The following is a 19,493-nucleotide window of genomic DNA, read 5'->3' as shown; positions in this document are numbered from 1 at the left end:
CTCCACCGCCTGTGGCACCGCGCTCAACACACTCACTCGCTCAGGACGTCGGCTTTTTCCGCCTTGGCCGCCGCCTTGTCGGCTTTGCCAGCCTTGGCGGGTACGGGCACTTCGTCCACCGGCAGCAGCGGAACCCCCAGCTCGGTGCGCACCTTGTTTTCGATCTCGACACGCAACTCGGGGTTTTCGCGCAGGAATTCGCGCGAGTTGTCGCGGCCCTGACCGATCTTCTCGCCGTTGTAGGCGTACCAGGCGCCGGATTTCTCGATCACCTTGTTGAGCACGCCCAAGTCCAGGATTTCGCCTTCGCGGCTGATGCCTTCACCGAACAGGATGTCGAACTCGGCCGTCTTGAACGGGGGTGCGACCTTGTTCTTCACCACCTTGACCTTGGTTTCGTTGCCGATCGCCTCTTCGCCCTTCTTGATGGTGCCGGTGCGGCGGATGTCGAGGCGGACCGAGGCGTAGAACTTGAGCGCGTTGCCACCGGTGGTGGTTTCGGGGCTGCCGAACATGACGCCGATCTTCATGCGGATCTGGTTGATGAAGATGACCATGCAGTTGGTCTTCTTGATATGCGCGGTGAGCTTGCGCAGCGCCTGGCTCATCAGGCGAGCCTGCAGACCGGGCAGGCTGTCGCCCATTTCGCCTTCGAGTTCGGCCTTGGGTGTGAGCGCGGCCACCGAGTCGACCACGATCAGGTCCACCGCGCCGGAACGCACCAGCGAGTCGACGATTTCGAGCGCCTGCTCACCCGTGTCGGGCTGGGAGATCAGCAGGTCTTGCAGGTTCACGCCCAGCTTCTGTGCGTACTGGATGTCCAGCGCGTGCTCGGCGTCCACGAAGGCGCAGGTGCCGGCCAGCTTCTGCATCTCGGCAATCACCTGCAGGGTCAGCGTGGTTTTGCCCGACGATTCCGGACCGTAGATCTCCACCACCCGGCCGCGCGGCAACCCACCGACGCCCAGGGCAATGTCCAGCCCCAGCGAGCCGGTGGAGACGACCTGAATGTCTTCGATCACCTCGCCTTCGCCCAGTCGCATGATGGTGCCCTTGCCGAATTGCTTTTCGATCTGGGCCAGCGCGGCCTGCAGGGCTTTGGCTTTTTCGGCGTTGACGGGGTTGGGTTTGACGGCTGCATCCATGTTGAAGGCTCCTGTACGAGTGAGTGAGTGTTCGCTTCCTGCCTTTGTTTTTATGTACAGGCTGGATGCTTGAACAGCAGTTTATCGTTGAATACATCGGCTTCAACCGATTTATTGATCAGTTTGCCTTACCATTAACCCATGGTCATTCAACCCGCTTTGCACATGCCAGAAACCCCGCCAGACGACCGCTGGCGCAGCGCCCACCTCGGCCGCCTGTTGGGTCTGGCCTTGCGCCGCTTTGACGAGCGTGTGCTGCACCTGATGGCCCACGATGCCAACGTGCCGCTGGCCTTGTCCAACCTCGCCGCGCGCGCGCAGATCGGGGCAGCCCACGTCCACATCACCCGCCACCTGGGCTTGCAGGGTTCGCGCCTGACCGAACTGGCGCAGAGCGCCGGCATGAGCAAGCAGGCCATGGGCGATCTCGTCACCCAGTGCGAAGCCTGGGACCTGGTTCGGCGCGAGCCCGACCCGCTGGACGCGCGAGCGCGGCGCATCGTTTTCACCGCCACCGGCCTGCTCTGGCTCGAAGCGTTTCGCCTGGCGGTGGCGCGTGCCGAGACCGAGTTCCGAGCGCAGGTGGGCGACGACGTGGCCACCGTGGTGGCACTGGGGCTGGAGGCCTACGGCAGTTGAGCGAACCGCACCCTGGTCGGGTCGCGCACGCGGGTTTGTCCGGCCGGAACAGCGGCACGCAGCGGCCTAAAATGAACCGCAGAGCGAATCAGACAGCGCCTCTCATCCCCATGCCCCAGACAACAGGCGGCACCCGCAGCCCATAGGAGACCCGCATGCGCATCCTGATTGCCGAAGACGACCAGGTTCTGGCCGATGGCCTGCTGCGCAGCCTGCGTGCGGCCGGCGCGGCGGTGGACCATGTGGCCAGCGGCAACGAAGCCGACGCCGCCCTGATGACGAACAACGAGTTCGACCTGCTGATCCTTGATCTGGGCCTGCCCAAGATGCACGGGCTGGAAGTGCTCAAACGCCTGCGCTCGCGCGGCTCCGCGCTGCCGGTACTGATCCTCACCGCGGCCGACAGCATCGACGAACGTGTCAAGGGTCTGGACTACGGCGCCGACGACTACATGGCCAAGCCGTTTTCGCTGCAGGAGCAGGAGGCCCGCGTGCGTGCCCTCACGCGCCGTGGCATGGGCGGCGCCAGCTCCACCATCAAGCACGGCCCGCTGGTGTACGACCAGGCCGGCCGCGTGGCCACCATCGACGGCAAGATGGTCGAGCTCTCGGCGCGTGAACTCGGCCTGCTCGAAGTGCTGCTGCAGCGCGCCGGGCGGCTGGTGAGCAAAGACCAGTTGGTCGAGCGCCTGTGCGAGTGGGGCGAAGAGGTGAGCAACAACGCCATCGAGGTCTATATCCACCGCCTGCGCAAGAAGATCGAGAAAGGTCCGATCCGCATCGCCACGGTTCGGGGGCTGGGTTATTGCCTGGAGAAGATTTGACCGTGCCTGCGCTTTGACATGGCCGACGAGCAGCACGACGGCGCGCGCATCTCCTTTGGGCTGTTCCAGCGCGAACAGCGCAGCCTGTTTGGTGAGATCCTGGACTGGATGCTCACGCCGCTGCTGCTGCTGTGGCCGCTGTCGCTGGCGCTGACATGGTTCGTGGCGCAGGGCATCGCCACCAAGCCGTTTGACCGTGCGCTGGAGTTCAACCTGCAGGCACTCACGCAGTTTGTGGTGGCCACCGACAAGAAGGTCAGCTTCAACCTCACGCCCCAGGCCCGCGACCTGCTGCGGGCCGATGACAGCGACCTCGTCTACTACCAGGTGCTCGATGCACGCGGTCAGCTCATCAGCGGTGAAGGCGATTTCCCCCTGCCCGACGACCCCGAGACACCCGAACCCGGCCGTGTCCTGTTGCGCGATGACATGGTGCGGGGTGATGAGGTGCGCGTGGCCTACGCCTGGCTGGCGCGCGGCACCGACGGGAAGCAACTGGTGCTCATGCAGGTGGGCGAGACCAAGGGCAAACGGTCGACGCTGGCGACCGAAATCATCAAGGGCGTGATGGTGCCGCAGTTCGTCATCCTGCCGCTGGCGGTGCTGCTGGTCTGGCTGGCCCTGGTGCGCGGCATCCGCCCGCTCAATGAGCTGGAACAGAAGATCCGCGCGCGCAAGCCCGACGACCTCAGCCCCATCGAAGAATCGTTCATCCCTCAGGAAGTGGCGCCCCTGGTCTCGTCCATCAACGACCTGCTCACGCGGCTGAAGACCTCGCTCACCACGCAGAAGCGCTTTCTGGCCGACGCAGCGCACCAGCTCAAGACCCCGCTGGCCGGTCTGCGCATGCAGGCCGAGCTGGCGCAGCGCGAAACAGACCCGCAGGAGATTCGCGGTTCGCTGAAGCAGATCGCCCGCTCCAGTTCGCGCGCCACCCACACGGTCAACCAGCTGCTGGCACTGGCCCGCGCAGAAACCACGGGTCGGGCGCTGCCCACCGCGCAGATCGATCTGGCCAAGCTGGTCACCGACGTGGTCCGGGATTCGGTGCCGAGGGCGCTGGAACACGGCATCGATCTCGGCTACGAAGGCCCGGAAGACATGCCCGAGATCTGTCTGATGGACGGCAACCCGACCCTGTTGCAGGAGATGGTCCGCAACCTCGTGGACAACGCGATCAACTACTCAGGCCAGGGCGGCATCGTGACCGTCCGGGTGCTGTTCGACCGGTTCAGCGGCGTGCAGATCCTGCAGGTCGAGGACAACGGCCCGGGCATCCCGGAGAACGAACGGGCGCTGGTGCTGCAGCCCTTCTACCGCGCGCTGGGGACCAACGTGGACGGCTCCGGCCTCGGTCTGGCGATCGTGCATGAGATCGCCCAGCAGCACGGCGCCGTGGTCATGATGGAAGACACGCACGCCGAAGGCCCCCGCCGCGGCTTGCGTGTGGCGATCCGTTTTGCGGCCAGAAGACCCGCCGACGAATGAACCGTTTTCCATGGCGCCGGCGCGCCACCCCTGCGCATGAAACGATGCCTCCCAGGGCACCGCCGGGCCGGCTTTGCCGGACGGCCAGTGCCGCCCCCTTGGGGGTCGCGCGAAGCGCGGCGGGGGTGCTTCACTTCCGGTACAGATTGAGTTGCAGGCGCTCACGCTCGATGACCGTGGCCACCGCTGGCAACGCGGCAAAGCGCTGGACCAGCGCCCAGGTGGCGGTGAACCCGGTGGGGTCGATGCCGGCAATGCCGCCCCAACGCAGCAGTGTGAGCGCATAGGCGTCGAGCGCGCCCGGGCGGTCGCCCGTCAGCCACGGCGCGGCGTTCGCGGCCAAGGCCTCGATCTCGCTCAGCAGACCGCGGTAACTCTCCACCGCAAACCGCTTGATCGCCTGCTGCGCCGCTTCATCGTCGGTGAACTTCTCAGGCATGAACACGTGGGTGAACGTGGGGTGGACCGTGTTGTTCATCCAGGCCAGTGTGCTCAGCGCTCGTGTGCGTGCCACGCCCGACACGGGCAAGATGCCAGCCTCGGGCAGCTTGGCATCCAGGTGCAGCAGGATGGCGACGATCTGGGTGATTACCAAGCCGTCGTCCACCAGCACCGGCACCTGGCCGCGCGGATTGAGCGCCAGGTACTCGGCCGAGCGCTGCTCACCCTTGTGCAGCTTCACGCTGACGGGTTCGAACGCCGCACCGGAGAATGCCAGCATGCTGTGCGGCACGAACGAGCAGGCGCCGGGGGCGAAATAGAGCTTGAGGCTCATAGCAGTCTCCATGGCGAGGGATTTAAGGCACCAGCACACCGCGGAACCGGCTTTGCAGGGCCGCCAGTGTGGCCCCCCTGCAAGGGGGGTGACGCGAAGCGGCGCGGGGGGTCATGCCAAATGTTTGCCCAGCACGCCCGCAATCTCAAACATCGTCACCTGCGGTTTGCCGAACACCGGTTCCAGCTTGGCGTCGGCGTTGATGTTGCGTTTGTTGGTGGCGTCCTGCAGACCGTTGGCCTTGATGTAGTCCCACAGCTTCTTCACCGCTTCGGGGCGCGACACGGCGTCTGCGCCGATCACCGCAGCCAAGGCGGCGCTGGGCTGTTTGCCGCTGGCGGCGGTGGTCTTGCGCGGGGCTTTCACCGCCGGCGTCTTCTTGGCCGCGGCTTTCTTGGCCGGCGCGGCCTTGGCAGCTGCCTTCTTCGCCGGCGCCACCTTGGCCGGCGCGCCGGCCGCCGTCTTGCGCGGCGGGAACTTGCTGGTGCGCGGCTCGAACTCGAAGTTCACCTTACCCGCTTCCTTGTCCCAGGCCAGGAAGGCCTTGAACGCGCGGCGCGTGCGCATGGAAACGAATTTGTCCAGCAGGTCGGTCTTGCCCGTGGCCAGCAGCTTTTGCATCTGCTCGCGCGCCACCGGCTGCTGCAGGATGATCTTGCCGCTCTTGAAGTCGCAGCTCGGTGTGGCCTGCGCATCGGTGGGCACCGATTTTTCACACACGTAGTTGGCACCGTGCTCATGCACCGGGCTGCCGCACTTGGGGCAGGCACCGAGCGACTCGCTGCCGGTGAAGTCCACCAGCTCACCGGTCTCTTCGTTCTTCTTGTCGTCGCCGAAGTCGAACTCCAGCTTCCAGTTCTTGTCTTCTTCGTTGAACTTGATCACGATCTCGGCCACGAAAGGCCAACCCGCCTTGGAGCGGAAGCCCTCCAGCGGACCGATCTTCTTCGTCGCCAGCAGCTGTTCGGCCTCTTCGGGCTCGAAGGTGCGACCGGCCGGTGACTTGCCGAACGAAAAACCGCAGCCATCGCTGTTGCCGTCGGCGCCGGTGCAGCCGTAGCGGCGGTAGTTTTCCTTCACCACGCCGCCGCAGTTGGGGCAGGGCGTGGCGAGCGTGGCGTAGTTGCCGGGGATGGTGTCGCGGTCGTATTCCTTGGCCTTCTTCACCATGCGCTCGGTCATCTGCGCGATCTCGGCCATGAAGGCACTGCGGCTGAGCTGCCCGTGCTCCATCTGAGCCAGCTTGTGTTCCCACTCCCCGGTGAGTTCGGCCTTGGAGAGTTCTTCCACGCCAAGGCCACGCAGCAGCGTCATGAGCTGGAAGGCCTTGGCCGTGGGGATGATCTCGCGGCCTTCGCGGAACATGTACTTCTCGGTCAGGAGACCTTCGATGGTGGCCGCGCGCGTGGCGGGCGTGCCCAGGCCCTTTTCCTGCATGGCCTCGCGCAGCTCGTCGTCGTCGATCAGCTTGCCCGCGCCTTCCATGGCGCCGAGCAACGTGGCTTCAGAGTAACGCGCGGGCGGCTTAGTTTTCAGGGCCTTGGCCTCGACCGATTCGGTGCGCACCGTCTCGCCCTCGCGCACCGGCACCAGGTTCTGGCCTTTGTCGCCCTCTTTGGCATCGACCACGTCTTCGGCGGCTTCCTTGCCGTAGACGGCCATCCAGCCCGGCTTGACCAGCACCTTGCCCTCGGTCTTGAAGTGGTGATTCAGGACTTTCGAAATGCGCGTGGTCACCATGAACTCGGCACTGGGAAAGAACACCGCCAGGAAACGGCGCACCACCAGGTCGTACAGCTTCTGTTCGGCTTCGCTCAGGCCGCTGGGTGCCTGCAGCGTGGGGATGATGGCGAAGTGGTCCGACACCTTGCTGTTGTCGAAGATGCGCTTGCTCGGGCGGATGTACCCGCCGTTGAGCGCGGTCAGCGCGTGCGGCGCCAGGTGATTCATGCCGCTGCTCGCCAGCATCTCGAAGGTCTGCTTCACCGTGGGCAGGTAGTCCTCGGGCAGGGCGCGCGAGTCGGTCCGCGGATAGGTCAGGGCCTTGTGGCGTTCGTACAGGCTTTGTGCCAGCTGCAGCGTGGTCTTGGCGGAGAAGCCGAAGCGACCGTTGGCCTCGCGCTGCAGGCTGGTCAGGTCGTACAGCAATCCGCTGGCCTGCGTGGTGGGCTTGCTCTCTTCGGTGACGCTGGCGGCCTTGCCTCGAACGGCCTCAACAATGGCGAGCGCATCGCGCTGGTTCCACAGACGGTCGGCGCGTTGGTCAGCGTCGGCGTCGTCACCCGTGGGCTTCTTGAAGGCCGGATCGAACCACTTGCCCGGGTACTCGCCGGCCTCGGCCAGGAAGGACGCATGGATCTCCCAGTAGTCGCGGCTGCGGTGGGCGCGAATCTGTTCCTCGCGCTCGACCACGATGGACAGCGTGGGCGTCTGAACCCGGCCGACCGTGGTGAGAAAGAAGCCGCCGTCGCGCGAGTTGAACGCCGTCATGGCGCGCGTGCCGTTGATGCCCACCATCCAGTCGGCCTCGGAGCGGCTGCGCGCCGCGTCGGCCAGTCCCTGCATCTGGGCGTCGCTGCGCAGGTGCTCAAAGCCGTCGCGAATGGCCGCCGGCGTCATGGACTGCAGCCAGAGGCGCTGCACCGGTTTGCCCAGCGCCTGATATGAACCGCCTTTGAGACCACCGGCGTACTGCTCGATCAGGCGGAAGATCAGTTCGCCCTCGCGGCCCGCGTCACAGGCGTTGATGAGCTTCGTCACGTCCTTGCGCTTGGCCAGCCGAACCACAGCGGACAGGCGCGACTTGGTCTTGTCGATCGGCTTGAGTTCAAAGTAGGGCGGCAACACGGGCAGGTGGGCAAAGCTCCACTTGCCGCGCTTGACGTCGAATTCCTCGGGCGCTGCGATCTCCACCAGGTGACCCACGGCGGAGGTCACCACGTAGGTGTCATTTTCAAAATGATCATCGTGCTTCTCGAACTTGCCCGCCGTCGGGGTGAGTGCTCGCACGATGTCTTGGGCCACGGATGGCTTCTCGGCAATGACCAGGGTTTTCATCTCTACAATTGGCTTTCACGCGCGCATGCACGCGCACACATGGGTACGCACACACACGCGCGCACCTGCATGAAACAACCTTACCAAAAATTCCGGCCGTGAAGAAAACCGCAGGTTTCGCCAAAAGCCCCCGCCCGGCGCAGCCGCGCCCTTCCGCTGCCCAGCCCGTCGCCCCCAACAGCCGCCGCATCCAGACCCGCCGCTCCGGCGTGCACGGCAAGGGCGTGTACGCGGTGGTGGACCTGGCCGAGGGCGAGGCACTGATTGAATATGTGGGCGAGATCATCAGCTGGGACGAGGCGCTGCGCCGCCACCCGCACGACCCGAACGACCCGCACCACACCTTCTATTTCCACATCGACGAAGGCCATGTGATCGACGCCAAGTTCGGTGGCAACTCGTCCCGCTGGATCAACCACAGCTGCGCGCCCAACTGCGAAGCCGAGGTGGACGAGGGCCGCGTGTTCATCCGCGCCAAGCGCAACATCGCCGCCGGCGAAGAGCTGTTCTACGACTACGGCCTGGTGATCGACGAGCCCTACACCCCCAAACTCAAGGCCGAGTACCCCTGCTGGTGCGGCGCGCCCAAGTGCCGAGGCACGCTGCTGGCGCCAAAGCGGGCAGGCCGCGCCTCGAAATTGGGATGACCCCCCTGCGCCGCTTCGCGTCTTCCCCCCTGAAGGGGGGACGCACCCTGTGGCCCGGCAAAGCCGGTTCCACGGGTGCCCTGGGCGGCTTCACGCGCTCCGGCGCAGAGACGTGCCAGTCCCTGTCTATTGCAGACCATGTCTGACCTGCTCGCCCACGTCGAGTCTGTCTGGCAATCGGTGGTGCCCGATCTGCCGGGTTTCACCGTCGAGGTGCTGCCGAGCATCGACTCCACGAGCAGCGAGCTCATGCGCCGCGCGCGTGCCGGGCTTCTGGAGCCGGTGCTGCTGGCCGCCGAGGAGCAGACGGCGGGGCGCGGGCGCCTGGGCAAGGGCTGGCACAGCAGGGCCGGTCAGTCGCTGACGTTTTCGCTCGCCCTGCCGCTGGCGCCGGCCGACTGGTCGGGGCTCTCGCTGGCCGTGGGGGTGAGCCTCGCTGAGAGCCTCCATCCCGACGTGCGCCTGAAGTGGCCCAACGACCTGTGGCTGCACGAGCGCAAGCTCGGTGGCATCCTGGTCGAAACCGCCGGCACCGGTGACAGCGCCACCGCTCGCCGCACGGTGGTCGTGGGTGTGGGCATCAACATCGCTCGCCCAGAGAACGCGGTCGTGGCTGCGTTGGCGGGTGCGGCGACCTCGCTGCCCCCCGTGGCACCGGCCGGACTGGCCGAGGTGCTGGTCGGGGTCACGGTCGGGGAGGTGCTGGAACGGGTCGTGCCCGCCCTGGTTCGCGACGTTCAGCGCTTCGAGCGCGAGGGGTTCGCGCCGTTTGCGGCACGCTTCGCGGTGCGCGATGCCCTCAGCGGCCGCGCCGTGCGTTTGTCCGACGGCGTCGAAGGCATCGCCGAGGGGGTCAGCCGCCAGGGTGCCCTGCAGGTGCTGACGCCACAGGGTCTGCGCGAAGTCACCAGCGCCGAAGTGAGCGTGCGGCCATGCTGAGAGCGGTGGCCATCCTTCTGCTGCTTGCCAACCTCGGCTATTACGCGTGGACGCAAGGTCGTCTGGAAGCGCTGGGTCTGATGCCCCAAGAACAGCATGAACCCGAACGTTTGAAGGGGCAGGTCCAACCCGACATGCTGCGCCTGCTCAATGGGCCGCGCTCGGCGCAGCCGCAGACGGCGGGCCCCAGCCCGGAGGCGACAGGACCCGACGCCGAGGCGCCCGCCACACCACCCGAACCCGTTGCGGCATCCGCCAGCGAAACCACAGAAGCACCCGCACCCGCCACACTGGCCCAGGCATCGACCCCCGTGGCCCAAGAGCCTGAGACCACGGCGTGCTGGCAGGCCGGCGGCTTCACCGAGGCCCAGACTGAGGCGCTGCGAAGCGCCCTGACCCAGCTCGACCTGCCGCGCAGCTGGCAGTTCAACGAAGCCCGCAGCGGCGGGCGCTGGATCGTCTACATGGGCCGCTACGACAACCAGGAACAGGTGGAACGCAAGAAGACCGAGCTGCGTGATTTGAAGGTCTCCTTCCGCGAGCTCTCCACGGCTGGTTTGGGCCCCGGCCTGGCGCTGGGCACCTACTCCAGCGAAGCGGCGGCCGAGAAGGCCCTGGCGGACATCGTGCGCACCGGGGTGCGCACGGCCAGGGTGGCGCAGGAGCGCGCCGAGTCGGTCAGTTCCACACTGCGCCTGCCCCGCATCACCCCCACGCAGCGCGATGCCGTGGCCGGGTTGGGCGCCCTGTTGGCGGGCAAGTCGCTCAAGCGCTGCAACTGAGCGGCTTCAGGGCCGTCCGGTCGACCGTTGCCATCTCACTGAAGAAAACGGCCTTCCCGATCCACCATGGACAGGTCGACAAAGTGCGAGCCTTCGTGGTTGCCCGGCTTGTACTGGATGTCCACACCTCCCAGGTCGAAGTGTGCGTTGGTCATGGTCTGCAACCAGCGCGCCCGGGTCAGGTTGCGCCCGGTGGCCTCCAGGCTCATCACCATCGCCTTGGCGGTCATGTAGCCCTCCAGCGCGCCGTAGCTGAACTCGGCCTTGGGGTCGGCCTTGCGCGCGGCGTCCTGGTATTCGCGGGCAATGGCCAGCTTGCGGGCCCGGGGGTTGGGGACCACCTGCGCGAACACCATGCCTTTGGCCAGCGGCCCCAGGCCCTTGGCGATCTGTGACGAGCCCGAGTTGACCGCCATGAAGGTGGTCTTCAGGCCCGCGTTCTTGGCGTGGGCGACCAGCCTCTGGTACAGCCCGGCCGAACCGTGGTTGATGAACATGTCGGTCTGGCTGGTGCCGATGGCCTTGACCCACTCGGCGATCTGGGCGTCGCTGATGTCGCCTTTGAACGGGATGTCGACCACCACCTCCAATCCCAGCGCCTTGGCGATGCGCTGCACGTTGGCCAGGTGCATCTGGCCGGCAGGGGAATCTGCACGCAAGAAACCGACCGTTTTCAAGCCCGTCTTTTTGCCCCAGTCCATGAGTGCCTGGAACTCGTCCTTGTGCTCGGCCCGCACCGGGAACACCAGCGGCTGGTGCGGGCTGCGCAAGGTGGGCGGCCCGGCCAGCGGACCGAAGAAGGGCACCTTGAGGTCGTTGGCCACCTTCATGACGGCGGCGGAAGGTCCTCCGTCGATGGCCCCGAACAGGATGAAGGCGCCATCGGACACCAGTTGGCGGGCATTGGCTTCGGCCTTGTCGGCCTTGTTGTCGTCGTCCAGGATGCGCGCGACGATCTTGCGGCCATGCACCCCGCCGGCCTCGTTGACCTGGTCGAAGTACAGCTTCATGCCGTGGGCAGCGGCCACGCCATAGCTGTTCTTGCCTTCCTGCAGCGTCAGGTTCTGGCCCAGCACGATGCTGGTGTCCGTCACACCCTGCGCCTGCGTCAGACCGGCGCAAGCCAGACCCAGGAACCAGATCAAAAGCTGGCGACACGCCAGAAGAGGCAAACGAATCATGCGAAGACTCCTGAAACCTGAAACAAGAACCGGTGCGGCGTCGGCCAGCACCGACTGAAAGCCACCTGCCGTTGCCGGCGCCACGGCATTGTGGCCTCGGCAACGCATCGGGCGACCCGATGACGTGAAAGCAACATTTTGTCTACTCTCAAGGAGTAACGATAGCAAAGTGCCAATACTATTTGTGTGCCCAGCCGGCTGGCTGGCGCAACGCCATGAAGGTCTGTGCAAAAAAACCCCACGAATAGTTCATGAACACCACTGCCAACCGCCCCCGTTCCGATCTGCCCACGGTGCTGATGCACTGGGGCCTGGTCCTGGCCCTGATGGTCAGCGTCTCCACCGGCTGGCGCATCGCCAGCATGACCGACAGCTCGCCGCTGCTGCGCTGGGTCGATGTGCTGCTGCTGCAAGGCAATGTCCTGCGCTGGCACTTCGTCAGTGCCGCGGTGCTGACCACACTGGTGATCGCCTACATCGCCTTCCTGGTCAAGCTAGGTCTTGGGGGCCGCCTGACCTTGCGCCTGTCTGCCCTCAGGAACCCGGACCACGCCACGCGCTGGGCGGCCATCAACAAGCTGATTTACTGGGTATCGTTCGGCTTGCTGCTGGGCGCCTTCGTGACCGGCGTGATGATGTACTTCTTCCCCGGCGTGCTGCCCACCAACCCGCTGGTGCGCATCCATGAGCTGCTGTCCTGGGGTTTCGTGCTTTACATGGGCCTGCACGTGCTGGCCCAGGTGGTCATGGGCGGTGTGCGCCAACTGCTCAAGATCATGAGCCCACGCATGGCCTACGGCCTGGGCGCGGCCGTGGCGCTGACGGCCGGGGTGGCCGGAGCAGCCGTGGCCTACGTGGTGGACCGCGGCGCACAGACGACGCTGAGCATCGCCAAGACCGACGCCGCGCCCGCGCTGGACGGTGACATGACCGACGCCCAGTGGGCGCATGCCAGCGAAGTGGTGGTTCATACCGCCCGAGGCTTCAACCTGGGCGGCACCGGTGAGGTGGATGTTTACATCAAGGCCCTGCACGACGGTGACAAGGCCTATTTCCTGTTCCGCTGGCCCGACGCCACGCGCAGCCAGAAGCACACCCCGGTGATCAAGACCGAAGGCGGCTGGAAGGTCGTGGAAAGCAACTACTTCAAGAACGACGAAAACGAATACTACGAAGACAAGTTCGCCGTGATGCTGGCCCAGTCGCCGGTGGCCGCCGGCAACACCGTGCGCCTGGGTCCCAAGCCCTTCAGCGACAAGCCCGGCCCGTCCAACGGTCTGGGCCTGCACGCCGCCACCGACGGCAGCCTGGCCGACGTCTGGCATTGGAAGGGGGTGCGTTCCGCCTCGATCCACCAATTCGACGACAACTACTTTGGCGACCTGATGGACGCCAAGCCCGGCCGCTACACCGGCGGCTACACGCAGGACCCGAAGACCGGCGGCGGCTTCGACCAGAACTTCGCCAAGATCCCTGATTCCGAGTACGTGACCCTCAAGTCCCTGCCCAAAAACCTTGCCACCATGAAGGAGGCCATGGGCCACTTCGACCCGGACCCAAACGTGGGCGACGACGGCCGCTTCGCCATGGCCAAGGCCGACACCGTGCCTTACACCCCCGAAGCCGACGCCGCCATCCCCGTGGGCACGGTGCTGCCCTCAGTGGTGTACGACAAGCCGTTTGAGGGCGACCGTGGCGACGTCAGCGCGCACGCGGTGTGGAAGGACGGCTGGTGGACCATCGAGGCCTCGCGCAAGCTGGACACCAGCTCCCCCTACGACCAGCCGATCGTCAATGGCATGTTCATGTGGGTGGGCGTGTTCGACCACAACCAGGTGCGCCACACACGCCATGTGCAGCCTCTGAAGCTGCAACTGCAATAAGGATCTGCAATCCCATGGCCCAGATACACATCCGCCAGTGGCCCCAGCCCATCGAAGCCGGGCGTCTGCGCATCCTTGAAGCCGCCTTGGACGCCGGGGTGCCCTTTCCCCACGGCTGTGGCACCGGTGAGTGCGGCAGCTGCAAGTGCCAGCTGCTTGAAGGTGAAGTGGCGATGGACGGCTACAGCCCGGGCGCTCTGTCCGAGGAGGAGCGGGCCAACGGCAGGATCCTGGCCTGCCGTTCGCGCGTGGTGTCGGACGTGACGATCAGCTGGCTCTCGTCCGCCGCCCTGCCCAAGCCCATGGTGAAGTTCTACGGGCGGGTGTTCCGCGTGGCCCCGGTGGCGCACGACGTGTTCGTCGTCACCCTGGCCGCTCCTCCCGGGCAGGGTTTCAACTTCCACCCGGGCCAGTTTGCCAAGCTGCGTTTTGGCAAGTTGCCGGCGCGCAAGTACTCCATGGCCAGCCAGCCGGGCCAGGACCTGCTGGAGTTCCACATCCGCATCGTGCCCGACGGCATGGTGAGCCAGCACGTGGCCACACAGCTGCGTGAGGGTGACAGCGTGGAAGTGCGCGGCCCGTTTGGCGACGCCTACTGGGAAGGCCTGGAAGAGGCGCACACCGGCCCGCTGCTGCTGCTGGCCGGCGGCACCGGGCTGGCGCCCATCCTCTCGGTGCTGGACGCGGCGCTCAAAGACGGCGTAGCACCCGAACAGTTGCACCTGTACCACGGCGTGCGCGCCGAGCGCGACCTCTACGCCGATTCGCGACTGAACGCCCGCGCCCAGGAGCACGGCTTCCGCTTCACGCCGGTGTTTTCGGAAACGGCGCGCGAATCTGCACGCAAAGGCTTCGTGCACCAGATCCTGGAGCAGGACTTCCACGACCTGGCGCACGCGCGCATCTACGTGGCCGGTCCGCCACCCATGGTGGACGCCGTCAAGGCCTCAGCCACCGGGCGCGGCGCCGATCCGCGGCGCATCCGCGCCGATGCGTTCTACGCCTCAGAACCCGAGAAGAAGAGTCTCTGGGCCCGCCTGACCGGCTGGGGCGATCTGTAAAAGCCAGAATTCCCCGAGCATGAAAAAAGCCGCTGTGAAAACAGCGGCTTTTTTCTTCCGAACAACGGACGCGCATCCGGAGCGAGTGCCGCACCCCCAGGGCACCCGCGTGCCATCTCCAGGCACTTGTTCGAACAGCCCCACTCGTTGTCGTACCAGGCCACCACCTTCACGAAGGTGCTGTCCAGCGCGATGCGGTGGCCGGGTTGGGCGCCCTGCTGGCGTGCAAGCCGCTCAAGCGTTGCGACTGAGCGCTTGAGCGTCTTTCGGGCGTGTTCGAGCAACGCTCAGCCGCTGAGCCGCTGCCCCTCGAACCAGTCCAGGGCGTCGTTCCACAAAGGTCGGGCCCGCGGGCGGAAGTAGCCCATGTGGCCGATGGCTCCCAGACCGGCGCTGCGAGGGTCGATGCTCACGGCGCGCACCGCGGTGTTGCGGTAGCCGGCCATGAAGGCGTCGCGCGAGGCCGGAGGGGCCCAGGCGTCGTCGAGCGCGTTGACCGCCACGATGGGAAAGCGCACATCGCCGAAGCGCTCGGTGACGGCCCGCATGCGCGGGTCATCGAAGAAATAGCGCGGGTAGTTGCACCACCGGCGCCACTGGCGGTACACGTCCAGCGGCAGGTCTTCGCCCATGCCCAGCCGGCTCCAGGGCAGGTAGCCGGCCGCGCGCGTCCACACCGGCCCGAGCACGCGCCACAGGAACAGCACCCGCAGCCGCTCCAGCGGCGGCATCCAGCCGTGCCAGCCGGCGCCGGTGGCGAAGGTGTAGGCACCGTCCACCGCGCCGGGGTCGGGCAGCAGCCCGAGCGCGTGGCCGCCGTAGGAGTGGCCCACCAGGTACAGCGGCATGCCGTCCTGGCGCATGGCCTCGACGCCGGCGGCCAGATCGAGCCGGCCCCAGTCGAGGTAGTCCATGCGAAAGCCCTTGAGCGTGGCCGGGGCCGACTGGCCGATGCCCCGGTAGTCCAGGGTGAGCACGTCGAAGCCCCGCTGCGCCGCGTGCTCGGCAAAGCGCCGGTAGAAGCCCTGGGGCACACCGGTGGCGCCGCCCACCACCAGGTGCGCGCGCGGCGGCGTGAGGCTCCTGTAACGGTAGGCCGCCAGCGGGTAGCCATCGGCCGCCCGCAGGCTCAAGCGCTCGCCGGCCACGGGGGGTGCTGCGGGGACGTCCAGGTCAACGGATGAGGACATGGGATCAGGCTCCTTCAGAAGAGGCGTGCGCGCCGGGTGAACGCGCCGACAGCAGGGCCAGCAAGCTCGTCATGGCCTGCTGGATCGGTTCGCTGCCCTGCGCCACGCGGGCTTGCAGCAGGCCGCCTTCGTAGGCGGCCACGATGAGGGCGGCCAGGCCCTGCGCCTGCGCGGGCGGCTCGCCGGCCTGCTCCAGCGCCTGGGCGATGCGTTCGCGCAGGCGAGTGAACGCCCGGGCCAGCGCTTCGCGCAGCGCCGCGTCCTGGGCGGTGCTCTCCAGCGCCACCGTGGCCAGGGGGCAACCGGACTCGAAGCCGCTGTCCTGCAGCCGGGCGGTGGCGCCGCCGACCCAGCGGCGCAGTGCAACGAGCGGATCGGGCGTGGCGGTCAGCAGGGTGTCGAGCCCGCGCAGCATGCGGTCCACCACCGCGTCGATCGCCGCGATCGCCAGCTCGGTCTTGCCGCCGGGGAAGTGGTGGTAGAGCACGCCTTTGGGCGCCCCGGCCTGCTGCAGCAACTCGGTCAGACCAATGCCGTGCAGGCCACGGCGGCGCAGCGCGTCGGTCATGGCGGTGATGAGGCGTTCGCGGGTACCTGGGGTGGAAATATCGGGCATGGGGTGAATCTATAGACCGGTCGGTCTAGTGTCAAGTGCCCGGCTGTCACCTGGGTTCACGGCGTCCGGTGAACACCCGCCGTTCAACAAAAAAGCGCCCGAAGGCGCTTCTTTGTGGAGCAGGGTGGGCGATCAGCCGGCCACGACGCGCGCCATCTCCAGGCACTTGTTGGAGTAGCCCCACTCGTTGTCGTACCAGGCCACGACCTTCACGAAGGTGCTGTCCAGCGCGATGCCGGCGTCGGCGTCGAACACGCTGGTGCAGGTCTCGCCCCGGAAGTCGGTCGCCACCACCTTGTCGGTCGTGTAGCCCAGCACGCCCTTCAGGGCGCCTTCGCTCTGGGCCTTCATCTCGGCGCAGATCTCGGCGTAGCTGGCTTCGCTGTTCAGTTCAACAGTCAGGTCGACCACCGACACGTCGGAGGTGGGCACGCGAAAGCTCATGCCGGTCAGCTTCTTGTTCAGCTCAGGAATCACCACGCCCACGGCCTTGGCCGCGCCGGTGCTGCTGGGGATGATGTTTTCCAGGATGCCGCGGCCACCACGCCAGTCCTTGTTGGACGGGCCGTCCACGGTCTTCTGCGTGGCGGTGGCCGCGTGCACGGTGGTCATCAGGCCGCGCTTGATGCCCCACTTGTCGTTCAGCACCTTGGCCACGGGGGCCAGGCAGTTGGTGGTGCAGCTGGCGTTGCTGATGATGGCCTGGCCGGCGTAGGTCTTGTCATTCACGCCGTAGACGAACATGGGGGTGTCGTCTTTGGAGGGCGCGGACAGGATGACCTTCTTGGCGCCGGCGTCCAGGTGTTTCTGGGCCGTGACCTTGTCCAGGAACAGGCCGGTGGATTCGATGACGATGTCGGCACCGACGTCGGCCCACTTGAGGTTGGCGGGGTCGCGCTCCTGCGTCAGGCGGATGGTCTTGCCGTTGACGACGATGTTGCCGCCTTCGACCTTGACCGTGCCTTTGAAGCGGCCGTGCACGCTGTCGTACTGCAGCATGTAGGCGAGGTAGTCGGGTTCGAGCAGGTCGTTGATGGCGACGACTTCGATGTCCGCGAAGTTCTGGATCGCGCTGCGCAGCACGTTGCGCCCGATGCGGCCGAAGCCGTTGATACCGATCTTGATGGTCATGTCCTGTACTCCTGTGGATGGATGAAAAATCAAACGAAACCGATCACTTGGTCAACACGGTGCGCACCGTGTCGGCCACGTTCTGGGCGGTGAAACCGAAGTGCTCGAACAGCACCGGTGCCGGGGCGGACTCGCCGTAGGTGTCGAGGCCGATCACCGCGGCCACGCCGTATTTCCACCAGCCGTCGGTGGAGCCCATTTCCACCGCGATGCGCGGCAGGCCGGCCGGCAGCACCGAGGCCTTGTAGGCGGCGTCCTGACGGTCAAACGTGGTGGTGCTGGGCATGGAAACCACGCGCACCGCGATGTTGTAGGCGCGGGCCAGCAGGTCCTGCGCCTTGAGCGCGAGCTGCACTTCAGAGCCGGTGGCGATGATCACCGCCTGGGCCTTTTTCTTCAAGCCCACTTCGCTGGGCTCGGCCAGCACATAGGCGCCGCGGCTGATGTCGCCAAGGTCGTGCTTGGGCGCGTAGGGCAGGTTCTGGCGGCTCAGCAACAGCGCGGTGGGCTTGTTGCTGTTCTGCAGGGCCACGGCCCAGGCCACGGCGGTTTCGGCCGTGTCGCCCGGACGCCAGACGTCCAGGTTGGGGATCAGGCGCAGGCTGGCGGCGTGTTCGACCGACTGGTGCGTCGGGCCGTCTTCACCCAGGCCGATGGAGTCGTGCGTGAACACATGGATCACGCGCTGCTTCATCAGCGCGGCCATGCGGATGGCGTTGCGGCTGTAGTCGCTGAAGGTGAGGAAGGTGCCGCCGTAGGGGATGAAACCGCCGTGCAGCGCCACGCCGTTCATGATCGCGGCCATGCCGAATTCGCGCACGCCGTAGTTGATGTGGCGGCCGCCCTGGCCGGCCTCGTTCTTGACCACGTTGCCGGCCAGATCGAAGCGCAGGTTGGGCGTGAACTTGGTGTTGGTCAGGTTGGAGCCGGTCAGGTCGGCGCTGCCTCCAAGCAGCTCGGGCAGCGCGGCGGTGAAGGCTTCCAGCGCGATCTGGCTGGCCTTGCGGCTGGCCACGGTCTCGGCCTTGGTGTGGGCGGCGAGCACAGCGTCCACAGCAACCTGGTGGAACTGCTTGGGCAGCTCGCCCTTCATGCGGCGCACGAACTCTTTGGCCAGCGCGGGGAAAGCGGCCTTGTAGGCGGCGAACTTCGCATTCCAGGCGGCTTCAAAGGACTTGCCGAGTTCTTTGGCGTCCCAGGCGGCGTACACGTCTTTCGGGATCGCGAACGGCGCGTGGGGCCAACCCAGCGCTTCGCGCGTGAGCTTGATTTCTTCGGCGCCGAGCGGCTCGCCGTGGGCTTTGGCGGTGTTGGCGCGGTTCGGGCTGCCTTTGCCGATGGCGGTCTTGCAGCAGATCAGCGTGGGCTTGTCGGCGCTGTTCTTGGCGGCGGCGATGGCCTTGTCCACGGCGTCGGCGTCGTGGCCGTCGACCGCGCGGATCACGTTCCAGCCGCAGGCTTCAAAACGCTGGGGGGTGTCGTCGATGAACCAGGGCGCGACCTGGCCGTCGATAGAGATGCCGTTGTCGTCGTAGAGCGCAATCAGCTTGTTGAGCTTCCAGGCGCCGGCCAGGGCCACGGCCTCGTGGCTGATGCCTTCCATCAGGCAGCCGTCGCCCAGGAAGACATAGGTGTTGTGGTCGACGATGGCGTGCTGAACATCGCCAACGGTGCGGTTGAACTCGGACGCCAGCAGCTTCTCGGCCAGCGCCATGCCCACGGCGTTGGTGAGGCCCTGACCCAGCGGGCCGGTGGTGGTTTCCACGCCGGGCGTGTGGCCGACTTCAGGGTGGCCGGCGGTCTTGCTGCCGAGCTGGCGGAAGTTCTTCAGTTCACCGATGGGCAGCTTGTAGCCGGTCAGGTGCAACAGCGCGTAGATCAGCATCGAGCCGTGGCCGTTGGACAGCACGAAGCGGTCGCGGTTGGCCCACTGCGGGTTGGTGGGGTTGTGGCGCAGGTGGCGGCCCCACAGGGCGACCGCCATGTCGGCCATGCCCATGGGCGCGCCGGGGTGGCCCGAGTTGGCGGCCTGCACCGCATCCATGGCGAGTGCGCGGATGGCGTTGGCCTGGGTCTGGGGCGTGACGGAAGGGGCGGTGGGGGTGCTGACAGCGTCGGACATGGGGAGGATATGG

At 66.4% G+C, this 19,493-nt stretch carries 16 protein-coding genes; 8 read left to right on the top strand and 8 right to left on the bottom strand.

Annotation, left to right across the window (positions count from 1 at the left end; all coding sequences use genetic code 11):
• Positions 1-32: 32 nt before the first annotated feature.
• Positions 33-1,145, bottom strand: coding sequence for a recombinase RecA (gene recA, locus B0E41_RS01245; RefSeq protein ID WP_077327970.1), 1,113 nt, complete (start codon positions 1,143-1,145; stop codon positions 33-35).
• Between the two features lie 165 nt (positions 1,146-1,310).
• Here recA and B0E41_RS01240 point away from each other — a divergent pair, with 165 nt between their 5' ends.
• From B0E41_RS01240 to B0E41_RS01230, 3 genes are all read left to right on the top strand, one after another.
• Positions 1,311-1,784: a MarR family winged helix-turn-helix transcriptional regulator gene (locus tag B0E41_RS01240; protein ID WP_077328008.1), complete on the top strand. Its 474-nt coding sequence runs from the start codon at positions 1,311-1,313 to the stop codon at positions 1,782-1,784.
• Between the two features lie 155 nt (positions 1,785-1,939).
• A complete protein-coding gene (locus tag B0E41_RS01235; protein WP_077327968.1) occupies positions 1,940-2,608 on the top strand; it encodes a response regulator transcription factor in 669 nt (222 codons plus the stop codon).
• Between the two features lie 18 nt (positions 2,609-2,626).
• On the top strand, positions 2,627-4,096 hold the full coding sequence (locus B0E41_RS01230; protein WP_077327966.1) for a sensor histidine kinase N-terminal domain-containing protein: 1,470 nt from the start codon (positions 2,627-2,629) through the stop codon (positions 4,094-4,096).
• A gap of 130 nt (positions 4,097-4,226) precedes the next feature.
• Here B0E41_RS01230 and B0E41_RS01225 read toward each other — a convergent pair whose 3' ends face one another.
• Both B0E41_RS01225 and B0E41_RS01220 read right to left on the bottom strand, forming a co-directional pair.
• Complete coding sequence (locus B0E41_RS01225; protein ID WP_077327964.1) at positions 4,227-4,871, bottom strand: glutathione S-transferase family protein; 645 nt, start codon at positions 4,869-4,871, stop codon at positions 4,227-4,229.
• A 111-nt stretch (positions 4,872-4,982) separates the two neighbouring features.
• Complete coding sequence (locus B0E41_RS01220) at positions 4,983-7,928, bottom strand: DNA topoisomerase III (protein ID WP_077327962.1); 2,946 nt, start codon at positions 7,926-7,928, stop codon at positions 4,983-4,985.
• Positions 7,929-8,116: 188 nt separating this feature from the next.
• Here B0E41_RS01220 and B0E41_RS01215 point away from each other — a divergent pair, with 188 nt between their 5' ends.
• From B0E41_RS01215 to B0E41_RS26980, 3 genes are all read left to right on the top strand, one after another.
• Positions 8,117-8,575: an SET domain-containing protein-lysine N-methyltransferase gene (locus B0E41_RS01215; protein ID WP_253194529.1), complete on the top strand. Its 459-nt coding sequence runs from the start codon at positions 8,117-8,119 to the stop codon at positions 8,573-8,575.
• A gap of 138 nt (positions 8,576-8,713) precedes the next feature.
• A complete protein-coding gene (locus B0E41_RS01210) occupies positions 8,714-9,514 on the top strand; it encodes a biotin--[acetyl-CoA-carboxylase] ligase (RefSeq protein ID WP_077327958.1) in 801 nt (266 codons plus the stop codon).
• Complete coding sequence (locus tag B0E41_RS26980) at positions 9,508-10,296, top strand: hypothetical protein (RefSeq protein ID WP_077327956.1); 789 nt, start codon at positions 9,508-9,510, stop codon at positions 10,294-10,296. Before B0E41_RS01210 ends, B0E41_RS26980 begins: the two co-directional genes overlap by 7 nt.
• 35 nt (positions 10,297-10,331) lie before the next feature.
• On the opposite strand, the gene B0E41_RS01200 is transcribed toward B0E41_RS26980, so the two are convergent.
• Positions 10,332-11,477, bottom strand: coding sequence for an ABC transporter substrate-binding protein (locus B0E41_RS01200; protein ID WP_171984630.1), 1,146 nt, complete (start codon positions 11,475-11,477; stop codon positions 10,332-10,334).
• Positions 11,478-11,728: 251 nt separating this feature from the next.
• Here B0E41_RS01200 and B0E41_RS01195 point away from each other — a divergent pair, with 251 nt between their 5' ends.
• Both B0E41_RS01195 and B0E41_RS01190 read left to right on the top strand, forming a co-directional pair.
• Complete coding sequence (locus B0E41_RS01195) at positions 11,729-13,360, top strand: ethylbenzene dehydrogenase-related protein (RefSeq protein ID WP_077327952.1); 1,632 nt, start codon at positions 11,729-11,731, stop codon at positions 13,358-13,360.
• A 14-nt stretch (positions 13,361-13,374) separates the two neighbouring features.
• Positions 13,375-14,421, top strand: a complete 1,047-nt coding sequence (locus B0E41_RS01190; protein WP_077327941.1) for a 2Fe-2S iron-sulfur cluster-binding protein — start codon at positions 13,375-13,377, stop codon at positions 14,419-14,421.
• 287 nt (positions 14,422-14,708) lie between these two features.
• Here the strand turns inward: B0E41_RS01190 and B0E41_RS01180 are convergent, their stop codons facing one another.
• The 4 genes from B0E41_RS01180 to tkt all read right to left on the bottom strand — a co-directional run bounded on the left by B0E41_RS01180 (position 14,709) and on the right by tkt (position 19,480).
• Entirely contained in the window at positions 14,709-15,611 is a 903-nt protein-coding gene (locus B0E41_RS01180; RefSeq protein ID WP_077327937.1) for an alpha/beta fold hydrolase, read from the bottom strand.
• 4 nt (positions 15,612-15,615) lie between these two features.
• A complete protein-coding gene (locus B0E41_RS01175; protein ID WP_077327934.1) occupies positions 15,616-16,227 on the bottom strand; it encodes a TetR/AcrR family transcriptional regulator in 612 nt (203 codons plus the stop codon).
• Positions 16,228-16,359: 132 nt separating this feature from the next.
• The gene (gap, locus tag B0E41_RS01170) at positions 16,360-17,358 is read right to left on the bottom strand and encodes a type I glyceraldehyde-3-phosphate dehydrogenase (protein WP_077327932.1); all 999 of its coding nucleotides are present in this window, start codon (positions 17,356-17,358) and stop codon (positions 16,360-16,362) included.
• A gap of 43 nt (positions 17,359-17,401) precedes the next feature.
• On the bottom strand, positions 17,402-19,480 hold the full coding sequence (tkt, locus tag B0E41_RS01165; RefSeq protein ID WP_077327930.1) for a transketolase: 2,079 nt from the start codon (positions 19,478-19,480) through the stop codon (positions 17,402-17,404).
• Between the last annotated feature and the right edge of the window lie 13 nt (positions 19,481-19,493).

The sequence above is a fragment of the Hydrogenophaga sp. A37 genome (assembly GCF_002001205.1).
Lineage (GTDB): Bacteria > Pseudomonadota > Gammaproteobacteria > Burkholderiales > Burkholderiaceae_C > Hydrogenophaga.
The sequence above is the reverse complement of the archived record's forward strand: the minus strand, read 5'-3'. Positions and strand labels throughout refer to the sequence as shown.